This window comes from Chromatium okenii (assembly GCF_016583745.1).
GTDB lineage: Bacteria > Pseudomonadota > Gammaproteobacteria > Chromatiales > Chromatiaceae > Chromatium > Chromatium okenii.
The window spans coordinates 25,113-39,040 of the sequence record NZ_NRRQ01000027.1 but is presented as its reverse complement, the minus strand read 5'-3'; the positions used below and the strand labels follow the sequence as shown (position 1 = coordinate 39,040).

Below are 13,928 nucleotides of genomic sequence, written 5' to 3'. Positions count from 1 at the left end.
CGGAGTAGCGATTAAAAACTGAATGTAATCTTGTTCGGTACATTTTGCAGCGTTCATCTTTGTATAGCCAAGCCAGAATAAATTGATTGCGGCACAACAGTAGGATTGAAGGTGCTGCGCCGATTTTAACAATCATTTTGTGGTGGATCGACTATATTCTAAAGCTATTTTTGGTCAACTGCGTAACTCCTAGTATCTAGGAGTTACGCAGTTGAAAGTCAAACCATTGATTTTTATGAAAACGCGTTTATGCACTGCATAAACAAAGTTTCCATTAAATCGGGCACTTAGAGGCATCTAATTTCGTAACTTCTAATTGGAATAGATTATCCAAAATAATGGTCAACTGTTATGCGCCCGGCAAGACTTGTTTGATGACTTTGAGCAAATCCGCTCCGCTCACCGGTTTCAACAGCCAGCCGGTCGCGCCGAGCTTTTTCGCCTCATCGCGTTTTTCCTGCTGGCTTTCGGTGGTCAGCGCCAAAATCGGGATAAACCGCAGCCCCGGCAGCGCCCGCGCATTGCGGATGAAATCAATCCCGCCCATGTTGGGCATGTTGATGTCAGTGATGATGAGATCGGGTTTGACACCGGCTTGCAGCTTGGTGATCGCTTGCACGCCGTCGTTGGCGGTTTCGACCTTGAAACCAGCAATTTCTAAACTTCCTTTCAGGCTCATCACCATCGTTGCGGAGTCGTCAACGACCAGAATTGTTTTCGACATGAAACGGTTCCTATGTCAAAGCAGTTTGGAGCCAAGCAGCCAGCGTTGCATCACGCGGCCACGCAGCAATTTGAGGTTGTGCCGCCATCAATACCTGCAAATTAGCGGCATGAAGGTGAGTGCAGGCGGCGAGATCAAGCCGACCTCGCGGATGTTTGAGCAGCCATTCCAACAGCAATTCCGCATCTTCTACCGTCAGCAGCGCGGCGGCGATCAGCGTGGTTTTTTTAGTTTCAAACGGCATCACAGCAGCTCCCGTGGATTGAGCACCAACAGCACCGAACCGTCGCCGAGCAGCGCCGATCCCGCATAACCGTTGAGGCTGCCGAGAAAACCCGCCAACGGTTTCAAAATGATGTCCACCGTTTCGCGGCACTCGTCAACGATGATGCCGAGATAATCGCCGTCAATGCGCACGACCAGCACGGCAAATTCATCATCGCCGTTGGTGCGCTGCGGCACCTCCAGCGCCAGCAGTTCGTTGAGCGCCACCAGCGGCACCAAACGATCTCGCAGCACCGTCGTCAACCGACGTTTGATGGTGCGCACGGCGCGACGCGGCACCCGCACCGTTTCTGCCACTGCATCCATCGGCACGCCGAAGCGTTGCCCGGCGGATTCAATCATCATCACATTTGTCACCGCCATCGACAGCGGCAGCGATAAACGCAGTTGAGTGCCCTTGCCGACCGTGCTGCGCAGTTCAATGGTGCCGTTGACCTTGGCAATCGCATCGCGCACCACATCCATGCCCACGCCGCGCCCGGATAAATCAGTGATCGTCTCCGCAGTGGAAAAGCCCGCAGCAAACACGAGGTTAATCGCCTCTTGATCGGTCAAACGTTCCAACTCGACTTCATCGACGATGCCTTTTTCGTAGGCTTTATGGCGAATCACCACCGGATCAATGCCGCGTCCATCGTCGCTGATGGTAATGACGACCCGATCTGATTCTTGCCGCGCTTGAATAGTTAAGCGTCCTTCGCTGGGTTTGCCAGCTGCTTGGCGCACGGCGGGCGTTTCTAGCCCGTGATCCAAACTGTTGCGGACGATGTGAATCAGCGGATCGCTGAGTGCTTCGATGATGTTTTTATCGGCTTCGGTGGTGTCGCCTTCCATGACTAAACGCACTTCCTTGCCCAATTTATGCGCCAGATCGCGCACCAAACGCGGAAAGCGTTGAAAAATAAAGGATACCGGCAGCAAACGCACCTGCATGATCGCGTCCTGCATTTCTTCGGCGATGCGATTGATGACGCTGTATTGGCTTTTGATTTCGCGTGACAGCTCGCGGACGCCAAACACTTCCTCAGCGCGTCCGGCGAGATAGGGCAGCGCGTTTTTCGCCACCACCATTTCACCGATGAGATTCATCAGCCGATCAATTTTGACTTGATCGACTTTGAGCGTGCGCGGGCTCACTTGATGATCTTCGGCGCGACGATTGAAAGCGGGTTCTTCAGAAAGCCCTGCTTTGGATAAGGGCGCATCCAAGCCACCTTTGGGAAAAGACGGGCTGGGGGGATTTGAAACTGCATCAAGCCCCCCTTTGGAAAAGGGGGGTTGGGGGGATTTGAGATCAGGCGGTTGGCTCAGAAGCCCACCTGCGGTGGACAAAATCCCCCCCTGCCCCTCTTTTCCAAAGGAGGGAGATGAAGAGGTGCCTTTTTCAACGGGGAGGGGTGAGTTATCAAGCCACGCCAACAATGGCGCTGGTGTTTTGGCAGAGATGGCGGCGGTTAATGCGTGATTGAGCGCGGTTAATTCTGCGTCACATCCCAAGCTGGCGCAGGTTCCCGCCAAACTCGCTGCCGCTGCTTGCAGCCGCCCCGTCAACCATGGGGCGCTGTCGGTGAGACTAAGAATGTCGCGCTGCGCCGCCAGCACGGTCTGCGCTGCCTCAAGTACCTCAGCATTCACCGCAGCAAAGCCCCCCTTTGAAAAAGGGGGTTTGGGGGGATTTTGCGCACCGAGTTCGCCGATCTGCGCCAGCACTTGCCGTTGCAGATCAATCTCTTGCGGCGTGTGCTCCACCACCAACAGCAGCCAGCGCAGCGCGGATGCCAGCCATAAATCCGGCGCGGACAGTTCCAACAAGGTGCGGGCAGCTTGCGTCAGCGCAGTGAGATTGCCGGCGGCGAGCAGCGCCTGCGCCGTGCGGGTGAATTCTGCTGCCAGCGGTTCCGTGTGAACGCGACCGCTGGGCATCAATAACGCCGCTGCGGTCAGCGGCACGATCTCAATTTGATCGGGCACATAACGGAAATGTTCGGCGAGCGCGGCGGGGCTGGCGCTGACAATCAACTCAAAGCGCAACAGGCAGCGGTAGGCGTCCAATTCCGCCAACGCTGCCCACTGTTCCCGCGAGGTGACGCGCTGCCACAGGATGTCAGGCAGTTGAATGACTTGAAAAAACGGGTCTTCGCCTTTGAAAAAACAATCTTCATCTGGCTGATAAACCAGCCAACACAGCGTCGCGCCCGCGCTCAGACGGCGATAACAGTCCATGCGCTGCGCTTCGGGAACGTGAATGAAGGTGTCAGGTGTCAGTTGCCAGTTATCAGTGACGTTATCAGCAACGGCAGTGGGCGCGGACGGCGCAGCACTGGCAACTGGCAACTGCTCGCTGACAACTTCTCCCGCCTGCGCCATCAATCCCCGCAACAACTCGCCCAGCCGCACCGCTTCGGCGGCGTGGTGGCTGGTGCTGGGCAACTGCTCGCCGGTAGCGGCGCTGAGGTCATCAAGCAAAACGGCAACAAAATCCATCGCTTCCAGCAATTGATCCGCCAGCGCCCGGCTAAAGGCGACGCGCCCAGCGCGAGTGGCGTCCATCAAATCCTCTGCCGCGTGCAACACGCGGGTCATTTCCGGCACCTCAAACAGCCCGCTGTTGCCTTTGAGCGTGTGAACTAGCCGGAATAAATCATCCATGCAGGCGCTGTCAGCGGGATTGTCTTCAAGCTGAAGCAGTTTCTCGCCAATGCCTTGGAGAAATTCGCGCCCTTCGGTCAGAAATTGCAGCAGCAAGGGATTCATTGATGCCGCCCCTGATGTGGATCACGCGGCGCGACGCTCAACCCCAGCAAGGTCAACACATGCGCCAGCAGCCGCTCCGGTCGCACCGGCTTGATGAGATACAAATTTGCGCCGCTGACATACGCGAGCTTTTGATCGTTCGCCGCCGCTTCGGTAGACACCATGATCGCGGGCGCTTGTGGAATGTCCTTGCTGCGCAGCTCGCGCAAAAAGCCATAACCGTCAAGTTTGGGCATGTTGATGTCCACCACATACAGATCAAATGGCGCTTCCGCCACCCGTTCCAGCGCCTCCAAGCCGTTGATCGCCTCGCTCACGGCAAAGCCCGCTGCTTCCAAAATGCCCCGGTGGTACAGCCGCACAGTGGCGGCGTCGTCAATGACGAGGATGCGTTTCAACGTGACCCCCACGGCTTTTGATACACGATGGCTTCTGGAAATTTGCGTACTCGAAACAACGATGAAATACGGCTCATAGATTCCGAATGCCCCAAACACACAAAACCACCCGGATTGAGTGCATCATAAAAAGATTCTGCGGTTTGTTTGCGCGATAAATCATCAAAATAAATCAGCAGATTGCGGCAAAAAATCACATCAAACTGACGATGTAAACGCATATCCGCTGCATCGCTGACATTTACGCGGGTGAATTCCACTGCATCGCGCAACTCGGTACCAATTTGATAATACTCACCGTCACGCTGAAAGTATTTTTTTAACAGGCTGGCTGGTAAATGTTGAACCGCTCGCGGCGTATAAAGACCACGCCGCGCTTGATTAAGAATTTGGGTGTCGATGTCCGACGAAATGATTTCAACATCCCAGCGCGTGAGATGCGGCCAGTATTCAAGCAAATAAATGGCGATGCTATATGGCTCTTCACCCGATGACGACGGCACTGACCAAATCCGAATCGGCGCGTTAGTGGTACGTTGCGCCACGATTTCTTCTAACATCGAATTGACCAAACATTGAAACTGATATTCTTCACGGAAAAAATACGTTTCATTCACGGTCATCGCGTTAATCAATGCCTGCAATTCCTCGCCTGAAGTTTGGAACCGCAGCATGGTGAAATAACTGCGGAACGTCTCGCAGGCAGTCAACGTCATGCGTTCTAACAAACGTTTATCGACAAAATAACGCTTGCTGTCTTCAAATAAAATGCCGGTTTTGCGATAAAAAAACTCGCGGAATTTTTGGAATTCATCATCGCTGATTGTGGTTGGTTCCATCATATAACACTCAACCCGCAGCGATCCGCTTTAAGGCTAAATCAGCAGCGAATTGAATATACGGCTCTTCAGTAAATCGCTGTTTTAACGCCCGCAACGCTGGCACCGCAACTTCCGAACCGACTTCGCCTAATAAATCCACTGCCGTCGCGCAGACGTTAATATGCGCATCGTCAGTAATCACCCGCAGCAACCAGTTTTCTACCTGCGGATGGCGCAGCGATTCGAGCACATTCACCGCAAAAATGCGCACATCAGGATCAGCGTCCGCCAGCAAGCGTCCCATCATCGGTGCCACCTCATCAGGTAACAATTTCATCGCTTCAATCGCCGCATTGCGCAGCATCGCGTCCTCGCTGCGCAAACACTGCACCAGCCCAATCACCGCCTGCTCATCGCCGATGCGCGTCAAGGTGGTCAAAATCACCTCCATTACGCTCGGCTCCGACTCGACCATTAACTGCGCAATCAATGCCGTCGTCGCCGTCGGATATGCCACCAAATCCCGTGCTGCCCAGCGCCGCGCCAGCGGATCGGCATCCGCTAACGCCAGCACTAAACCGTCCAGATCGCGGTCGCGTTGCCGTTCGTCATCGGTTGTGGTGGCTTGCGCCGCTGCTTTTTTCAGTGCCATGACGTTTATCCATCGGATTTTTAGTTGGCGGTTTTCAGTTGGTGGTTTGCGGTTTTCAGTTATCGGTAAAACGCTGTTTTTTACTGACAACTGAAAACTTTTTTATCGTTCGACCCAATTTTGAATCTGCATGGCGATTCGGTCGGCGGGCAAGGTGAGCGTCGCCCCGCCGCGAGCGATCAATTCCGCTGGCATCCCAAACACCACCGCCGTTTCTTCTGATTCGGCAACTGTCCGCGCTCCGCGTCGTTTCAATTCCGTAAAAGCGTCCGCGCCGTCATATCCCATGCCCGTCAACATCACCGCGATCACGTCCACCGGATCGCAATGTTCCAACGCCGAGCGTCCCAACAATTCCACCGACGGATGCCAGAGAAACTCAGCATTTTCTGGACGCGCCAGCGCCGTGAGTTTATTCGTCCGCCGCACCAGCACCATATCCGCGCCACCTTTACCGATATAAATGTTGCCCGGCTCCAGCGGCGTCGGACGATTCAGCTCGGACACTTGCAGCGCACACAGCGCATTCATGCGCTCGGCAAATGGCTGGGTGAAGCTCGGCGGCATGTGCTGGGCAACTAGCACTGGCCATGCCAAATCTGCTGGCAACAGCGGCAAGATGTCTTCCAAAGTGCGCGGCCCGCCGGTGGACACACCAATCAACACCACGCCATCGCGCCGCGCCCCGCTGCGCCGAATCACCGTGCGACTGGCTGGCACTTCCGCTGGCAGCGCAGCTCGCGGTCTGGTTGGTTGATCGCCGCGAATTCGCGCCGCCAAACCCCGCGAACTTTTCAGCCGCGCCTGCGCTGCCGCCCGCACCTTGCTGATGATTTCCGCTTCAATGGCAACGATCGACAGCGAAATGGTGCCGCCCGGTTTGGGGATGTAATCCACTGCGCCGAGATTGAGCGCCTCCAACGTTGCCAGTGCGCCTTGTTCGGTCAGCGACGACACCATCACCACCGGCACCGGACGTTCCGCCATCAACAGCGACAACGCCGTCAAGCCATCCATTTCCGGCATATTGATGTCGAGCGTAATCACATCCGGCATAAAAGCGAGGTTTTCCGCCACCGCCTCGCGTCCATTGCGGGCGATACGAATTTCAAAATCACCCGCAGCTTGAAACAGCGTCGTTAATTGCCGCCGCATCAATGCCGAATCATCAACAATCAATAATTTAATCATCGCTATTTTTAATCAACTAGGAGTGTCTTAAAAGTAGGTTGGGTTGACAGCGTCAACCCAACTTACTGACTCACTGTTTACCCAACGCCGCCAATAATTCTTCCCGCTGTTCTTCAGCAATCAGATGTGACGGTTCAATCAATTGAATCATACGATGCTGGCGCTCTAAATTCGCCACCCGCCCAATTAAACGCGCCTGTTCCAGTGATAAGCGCGGCGAGGGTTCAATCGCAGATTTTGGAATTTTGAGCACTTCCGCCACCGAATCAACAATAAAGCCAGTGCGCACGCCATCCAATAAAAAAACCATGATGCGCTGCCGGTCATTACGCGCCACCGTTGGTAATCCCAAGCGCCGCCGTTGGTCAATCACGGGTAATACCGAACCACGCAAATTGATGACACCTTCCACAAAAGGCGGTGCTTTGGGAATATGCGTTAATTCATCGGGAATGCGCACAATTTCCTGTACGCTTTCAATCGGCACTCCGAATTCTTCTTTATCCAATCGGAATACCACCACCTGCTCTTCATCATCGGTCAGCGCCTCGCTTTCCAATTCGTCATCATTACGCACGTCATCACTCATCGCCGCCACGCTGGTTAGCGCCTCTTGAATCACGGAATGTCGGAACAGGTTGTCCGTCGAAATAATCGACACCAGCCGTTGCCCACCATCAAGGCGGCAAATCTCAGCGATTTCCGACAAATCGCCGTGCTGCGCCAGCAATTTCGGCATCGCGTCCACCGCCGATTTGGGCACCCGCAGCACCTCGTTGACGCTATCCATCGCCAATCCCACCGACACCTCACCCAGCCGCACCACCACGATGCGGCTGCGCTCATCCGCCGCCTGCGCGGGCAGTTCAAACAAACAGCGCAGCGACACCAGCGGCAATAACCGATTGCGCAGCGTCATCACGCCCAACACATGCGCCTCAGAACGGGGAACGTGTACGATCTGTGCCGGGAATTGGACGATTTCCTGCACGTTTTCAATCGGGATCGCGTATTCCTGCGCGGCAACCTCAAAACTGACCAATTGCAGCTCATCGGTCACGGTTTCTTCTTCCGCATCCGCCATGCCGCTGGTCGCCGCTGCCCCGCTGCGTGATACGGCAGCGATGGCGGCAAATTCGCTGCCAATCAACCGCTCAAAATCGAGCACCATCACCATCGGATAGCCGCCGACATCCTTCAGCATTCCCGCCAGCAGCTCGGTTTTCACCGTCACCGTCAACGCATCGACGCTTTCAATCCGCCCCGGCTCCACGCCCACCACGCTGCTGACGCGATCCACCACAAATCCCAGCGGCTGCCCCAGATCAATCACCAGCGCCCGCGTCGCATCATCATTCGCCCGCTCGGTGAAGCCAAACAGACGGCGCAAACTGATGATCGGCAACACCTTGCCGCGCAAATTCGCCAAGCCTTCCAAAGTTGCCGGTGCCAGCGGCACCCGCACCACCTCCGGCACGCGGATAATTTCCTGCACCGGCGTCATATCAACCGCAAACACTTCGCTGTCGCAGACAAAAATCACGAATTGGCGAATATCCGCCTCACGTTCTGGCGCTGCCTCATCCGTAGTCACTGCCCGCAGCGGCGATGCCGCTTCGGTCTGTTCAGTGGTCATGTCAATGCACTCCCGCGCAAAAGTGACAGCAATCAGGCGCTTTGCAATTCATCAGCAAGCGAAGCAATTTCCTCAATCGCAGCCGCCAATTCTTCCGCACCTTGCGACTGTTGTTTCGCCGCCGCTGCGGATTCAGCCGCCGCTTTTTCCGCCTCCTGCGCGGCAGCAGAAATCTGCTCAACACCGGTTTTGATTTGCGTGATCGACGCTGCGATCTCGCCCGCAGCGGAGAGAATGTCGCTCGTGCCCTGCTCTACTGCGCCAATATCCGCGCTAATCGTGATCAACCCGGCGGTGATCGCCTTGGCTTTTTCCGCCTCGGCGCTGGCAGACGAAATGATTTCCTCCAAATCGCGCCCGACGATGCCAATTTGATCCTGCACTGCCTTCACTAAATCCTTGATGCGATCCGCATTTTCTGCGGAATCGTGCGCCAGATTGCGAATATCGGTGGCGACCACGACAAAACCCTTGCCGAATTCGCCAGCGCGGGCAGCTTCAATCGACCCATTGACCGCCAACATATTGGTTTGAATCGACACGGTGGTAATCGCATCCACAATTTTATCAATCCGCCGCGATACCAGCTCCAAACCCTTGATCTGCTTCAAATTCGAGCGCGAAGAATCCACCGAATCGGTGACACCGCTAATCAGCGCCTCCACGCTGGCGCGGTTCGAGTCAAGCAGCGTCCGAATTGCCTGCACTTTATCGCCCGCCAATCGCGCCCGTTGCAGCGCGATTTCCAAACCCTTTTCAATCTGATTGATCGCTGCGGCTGATTCCTCAGTGGCGGAAGCCTGCACCTGCGCACTTTTCCGAATTTGCTCGACAGCAATCGTAATCTGTCCGCCTGAACGGTTGATTTCCTGCACGGCAGAAGACAGCTCTTCCGCAGCGGAGGCGACTTCTTCGGCGCTCTTGGCGATGTCGGTTGAATTTTTCAATTCTTCTGCCAATTCAGACAGGTTCTGCGCGGCCTGCTCACATTCGGCGAGCGCCTGCGTCTGTTCGGCGACGGTTTTGGCGGATTCTTCTGATGCTGCCGATTGTTCCTCAGCGGCAGCGGCGATTTCTTCAGTGCCTTTCAAGGCTTGCAACGCCGCGGTAGTGGATTGTTGAGCGCCAGCGGCGATTTCCTGCACACCGCGTGTCACATCAACGGCATCTACGCGGATTTGCTCTAACTGCGCATTGATCACGCGGCTGTTTTCAACTTCCGCCTGCACCTTGGTGGCAGATTCATTGATGCCATCGGAGATGATTTTGACCTCCGACTGAATCTGCCCGACCAAATCTTGAATCTGTTTGGCGCTCTTTTCCGAGGTTTCCGCCAAGGTGCGCACTTCATCGGCGACGACGGCAAAGCCCTTGCCGTGCTTGCCGGCGCGGGCGGCTTCAATCGCAGCGTTGAGCGCCAGCAAATTGGTTTGATCGGCGATGCGGGCGACGGCTTTAACGATGTCGCCGATGTTGGCGGCCTGCTGCTCCAGCTCCGCCACCGTCTTGACGGAATCGCTCTGCCGCTGCGCTGCCAGCCCCACGTTGGTAATCAAACTGACCACTTCACCGCTCACGCGCACAATCAGCGTTTGTGACGCATCAACCTTGCTTTGGGCTTGTTTGGCGCTGTCAAGCTGACGATTTAACGCGACATTCACCTGTTTGAACGCCGCCAACGATTCCTGCGCAGCACCGGAGGCTTCCTCAGCGCCGGTGGCGATTTGATCGGCAGAACGTTTGAGTTCTTCGGCGGCGGATGCAGCTTCATTGATGCCGGAGGCGAGCTGGGCGGTGGCGGAGGCGACCCGCTCGGCGGCTTGCTGCTGCTTGGCGAGAGTGCGAGCGCGTTTGCGTTGTGCCTCAGCTTCGCGGGTGGTGGCGGCATTTGAGCGCCCCTCGGCGGCAGGAATTGATGAGGGAGCGAGGCTGGTTTTTTTCACGAGTGCCATGACGATGTCCTGAGCTAAATAACCGTGATTGGATAACGACGGGAATGGCGGATTCTAGAATTTTTGGAATGGCGAGCGAGTCTAAATCTGACAGCACACTACGCAGTGTGCCGCAGTCCTGTGGCAATTGTGCTGTGCGAGCGCCAGACCGCGCAAATTGATTTGTGAAACATAAAAAAAGCGCCAGACCGCTGGGTCTGGCGCTGTTTATATTGGCTGGGGGACTAGGATTCGAACCTAGGTTAGCGGAGTCAGAGTCCGCTGTCCTGCCGCTGGACGATCCCCCACGGGAATCGTTTAGCGTTTCGAGAACTGCGGACGTTTCCGCGCTTTATGCAAACCGACTTTCTTGCGTTCCACTTCGCGGGCATCGCGGGTCAAAAAGCCAGCGCGGCGCATCGGCGAGCGCAATCCTTCATCATATTCAACGAGGGCGCGGGCGATGCCGTGCCGAATGGCACCGGCTTGTCCGGTGTTACCACCGCCGGTCACTGTGACCTTAATGTCAACGCGGTCAACTAAACCAGCGGTGACGAGCGGCTGGCGCACGACCATCCGTGCGGTTTCACGACCGAAAAACTCGTCGAGCGGGCGATTGTTCACCGTGATAGCGCCGGAACCGACCGATAAAAAGACTCGAGCGGCGGAAGTCTTGCGGCGACCGATTGCGTGTTGCGTCTCCGACATGATGCGTCTATTTCCTAAACGTTGAGTTCGAGAACTTGAGGCTGCTGTGCCTGATGATTGTGTTCAGCGCCGGCGTAAACACGCAGCTTGCGGAACATCTCACGCCCCAGCGGACCACGCGGCAACATGCCTTTGACGGCTAATTGAATAGCACGCTCGGGGGTGGTCTCAAGTAATTTTGCAAGATTGGTGGATTTGAGATTACCGACATAACCAGTGTGGCGGTAATACATCTTGTCTTGAAGTTTATTTCCGGTGACGCGAATTTTCTCGGCGTTAATGACGACGAGATAATCCCCGGTATCGACATGGGGTGTGTATTGCGGTTTGTGCTTGCCGCGCAACCGCAGAGCTAATTCACTTGCCAGCCGTCCGAGGGTTTTACCATCGGCGTCAACCAGATACCAGGCGCGGCGAACCTCGGCGGGTTTGGCGCTAACAGTCGTCGTCATTGTCCTTCACTCCGGAAGCGACCGCACTTTAGGTAAAAGTTGCAGGTCGTAAAAAATATCGATTTCTGAGTCGAGAAAGATCGCGCATGGTAGGGGAAGCCCACAATTTGCGCAAGCATTCCAGTGTTTAGGTCGCAGAATCGGAGTTTTCTGTGCGGCGGCGAAATTGGGTGCCACCGCAGTCAGAGCAGGCGGGAATGCGTCCAGCACAGACAAAATGCGTTGGCGCACCGCAGCGATCACACAGCAACGTCCCCGGTCCGGTGATTTCGCCTGCTTGATACAGGCTCATCTGGCGGGCAGTTTCCGCCCACTGCGCCAATTGCAAGCTGGTTTGATCGGCGACCAGCGTAAACATATCCAGCAGCCGTTTCTCCATCAATTGCAGATCAAACTGCCACCAATCGTGCATTTCCTGTCCAGTTTCGACGAGATAATTAGCCGCATCTTCGATGTCACGGCGGATGTATTCCGACACCCGCTCGCCTTCCTCGCGGGTCAACTCGCCGATTTCGATCATCTGTTCCCGCGTGTGGTTTAACAACTCACGGAAACGCGGCATCGATTCTTGTTGCGCCGCATCTAGCGTCGCGTGAGTTTGTTTGAGCATTTGCTCATACGCCTGCACTAATTTATCAGTCGGTTGGTCAGTCATGGCGGCGCTCCGGGCTGGAATTCAGTTGTCAGTAAAAACGCTGTTGGCATTGGCAGTATTTGTCAACGCAATGAATAAACCAATGTCATATTTTATAACTCACGCGTAGCAGAAAAACGCACCTTTGGCCAGCGTTCTTCTGCCAAACTTAAATTCACCCGCGTTGGTGCCAGATAAACAAGTTGATCGTCGCCGTCAAGTGCCAAGTTTTCATAATTCTTTTCTTTGAATTGTTCCAACATCTTGGCATCGTCACACGTCACCCAGCGTGCCGTTTTCACATTGACCGCTTCCACAAACGCATCGACGCCATATTCATCTTTCAGTCGATACGCCGCCACATCAAACTGTAATACGCCCACTGCGCCCAAAATCAAATCATTATTTTTTAATGGGCGAAATACCTGCGTCGCACCTTCTTCTGATAATTGCACCACGCCTTTTTGCAACGCCTTCGTGCGCAGCGGATCGCGCAGCATCACCCGCCGAAATAACTCCGGCGCGAAATAAGGCACGCCTTCATATTTCAAATCTTCTGCGTCAGTAAACGTATCGCCGATTTGAATCGTGCCGTGATTATGCAGCCCAATAATATCGCCGGGCCACGCCTCCTCAACTTGCCGCCGCTCATCCGCTTGAAAAGTAATTGCGTTGGCGACCTGAATCATCTTGCCCGTGCGCACATGCCGCAGCTTCATCCCTTTTTGATAGCTGCCGGAACAAACCCGTAAAAAAGCAACCCGATCCCGATGCGCCGGGTCCATATTGGCCTGAATTTTGAACACAAACCCGCTAAATGCTGCCTCCGTCGGTTCCACCACCCGCTGGCGCGTCTGGCGAGCGCGGGGCGGTGGCGCATATTCGACAAAGGCATCCAGCAGCTCACGCACCCCGAAGTTATTGATTGCTGAACCAAAAAACACCGGCGTTTGTTTGCCCGCCCGATACGCCGCCAGATCAAGCGCATGACTCGCGCCCTGCACCAGCTCCATTTCATCGCGCAATTCCTGCGCTTGATCGCCGAGCACCGCATCCATGCGCGGATTATCCAGCCCTTCAATCACTTCACCTTCCGTGATGCGCCCGCCGTGTTGGGCGCTAAATAAATGCGTGCGCCCGGTGCGCAAATCAAATACGCCCTTAAATCGCTTGCCCATTCCAATTGGCCAAGTAACCGGCGCACATTGAATTTTCAACACACTTTCAATTTCATCGAGCACTTCAATTGCATCGCGCCCCTCGCGGTCGAGCTTATTCACGAAAGTCAAAATCGGCGTATCGCGCAGCCGACAAACGTCCATCAATTTGATCGTGCGTTCTTCAACACCTTTGGCGATGTCAATCACCATCAGCGCCGAATCGACCGCCGTCAACGTGCGATAAGTGTCCTCAGAAAAATCCTCATGCCCGGGCGTATCAAGCAGATTGATGATCGCCGCGTCATACGGAAACTGCATCACCGACGAGGTGACGGAAATGCCGCGCTCTTTTTCCAGCGCCATCCAATCGGAGGTGGCATGACGCGCCGCTTTGCGTCCTTTGACCGTGCCGGCGAGCTGAATCGCGCCGCCAAACAGCAGCAACTTTTCAGTCAAGGTGGTTTTACCAGCATCGGGATGGGAAATGATGGCGAAGGTACGGCGTTTATTGCGTTGTTCTAACAGCTCAGTCATGTGAAATTGTTCTTAAATAAATGAGGCGCGACGCGGACAGTTGATGCG

13 protein-coding genes and 1 tRNA gene are annotated in these 13,928 nt (G+C 55.1%); all 14 read right to left on the bottom strand.

Annotated elements, in window-relative coordinates; translation table 11 throughout:
- Positions 1-349: 349 nt before the first annotated feature.
- The 14 genes from CKO12_RS10730 to CKO12_RS10665 all read right to left on the bottom strand — a co-directional run bounded on the left by CKO12_RS10730 (position 350) and on the right by CKO12_RS10665 (position 13,880).
- Positions 350-724, bottom strand: coding sequence for a response regulator (locus CKO12_RS10730; protein WP_200154738.1), 375 nt, complete (start codon positions 722-724; stop codon positions 350-352).
- Between the two features lie 10 nt (positions 725-734).
- Complete coding sequence (locus CKO12_RS10725; protein WP_200154737.1) at positions 735-968, bottom strand: hypothetical protein; 234 nt, start codon at positions 966-968, stop codon at positions 735-737.
- On the bottom strand, positions 968-3,763 hold the full coding sequence (locus tag CKO12_RS10720; RefSeq protein WP_200154736.1) for a chemotaxis protein CheA: 2,796 nt from the start codon (positions 3,761-3,763) through the stop codon (positions 968-970). Before CKO12_RS10720 ends, CKO12_RS10725 begins: the two co-directional genes overlap by 1 nt.
- Positions 3,760-4,161, bottom strand: a complete 402-nt coding sequence (locus tag CKO12_RS10715) for a response regulator (RefSeq protein ID WP_200154741.1) — start codon at positions 4,159-4,161, stop codon at positions 3,760-3,762. The genes CKO12_RS10720 and CKO12_RS10715 overlap by 4 nt, the downstream gene beginning before the upstream one ends.
- Positions 4,158-5,003 (bottom strand): CheR family methyltransferase, encoded by an 846-nt coding sequence (locus CKO12_RS10710; RefSeq protein ID WP_200154735.1) that lies wholly within the window; start codon positions 5,001-5,003, stop codon positions 4,158-4,160. Before CKO12_RS10710 ends, CKO12_RS10715 begins: the two co-directional genes overlap by 4 nt.
- Positions 5,004-5,010: 7 nt before the next feature.
- Positions 5,011-5,634 carry a HEAT repeat domain-containing protein gene (locus tag CKO12_RS10705; RefSeq protein WP_200154734.1) on the bottom strand — a complete coding sequence of 208 codons (624 nt, stop codon included), beginning with the start codon at positions 5,632-5,634 and terminating at the stop codon, positions 5,011-5,013.
- A gap of 102 nt (positions 5,635-5,736) precedes the next feature.
- Complete coding sequence (gene cheB, locus CKO12_RS10700) at positions 5,737-6,825, bottom strand: chemotaxis-specific protein-glutamate methyltransferase CheB (protein ID WP_200154733.1); 1,089 nt, start codon at positions 6,823-6,825, stop codon at positions 5,737-5,739.
- A 70-nt stretch (positions 6,826-6,895) separates the two neighbouring features.
- Positions 6,896-8,461 (bottom strand): chemotaxis protein CheW, encoded by a 1,566-nt coding sequence (locus tag CKO12_RS10695; RefSeq protein ID WP_200154732.1) that lies wholly within the window; start codon positions 8,459-8,461, stop codon positions 6,896-6,898.
- Between the two features lie 32 nt (positions 8,462-8,493).
- Positions 8,494-10,413 carry a methyl-accepting chemotaxis protein gene (locus tag CKO12_RS10690; protein WP_200154731.1) on the bottom strand — a complete coding sequence of 640 codons (1,920 nt, stop codon included), beginning with the start codon at positions 10,411-10,413 and terminating at the stop codon, positions 8,494-8,496.
- A gap of 213 nt (positions 10,414-10,626) precedes the next feature.
- Positions 10,627-10,700 (bottom strand) — tRNA-Gln (locus CKO12_RS10685).
- 10 nt (positions 10,701-10,710) lie between these two features.
- Complete coding sequence (rpsI, locus tag CKO12_RS10680) at positions 10,711-11,100, bottom strand: 30S ribosomal protein S9 (RefSeq protein WP_200154730.1); 390 nt, start codon at positions 11,098-11,100, stop codon at positions 10,711-10,713.
- Positions 11,101-11,114: 14 nt separating this feature from the next.
- Entirely contained in the window at positions 11,115-11,552 is a 438-nt protein-coding gene (gene rplM / locus CKO12_RS10675) for a 50S ribosomal protein L13 (RefSeq protein WP_200154729.1), read from the bottom strand.
- Positions 11,553-11,679: 127 nt separating this feature from the next.
- Entirely contained in the window at positions 11,680-12,207 is a 528-nt protein-coding gene (locus tag CKO12_RS10670) for a zinc ribbon-containing protein (RefSeq protein WP_200154728.1), read from the bottom strand.
- Between the two features lie 92 nt (positions 12,208-12,299).
- Positions 12,300-13,880 (bottom strand): peptide chain release factor 3, encoded by a 1,581-nt coding sequence (locus CKO12_RS10665; RefSeq protein WP_200154727.1) that lies wholly within the window; start codon positions 13,878-13,880, stop codon positions 12,300-12,302.
- Positions 13,881-13,928 lie beyond the last annotated feature (48 nt).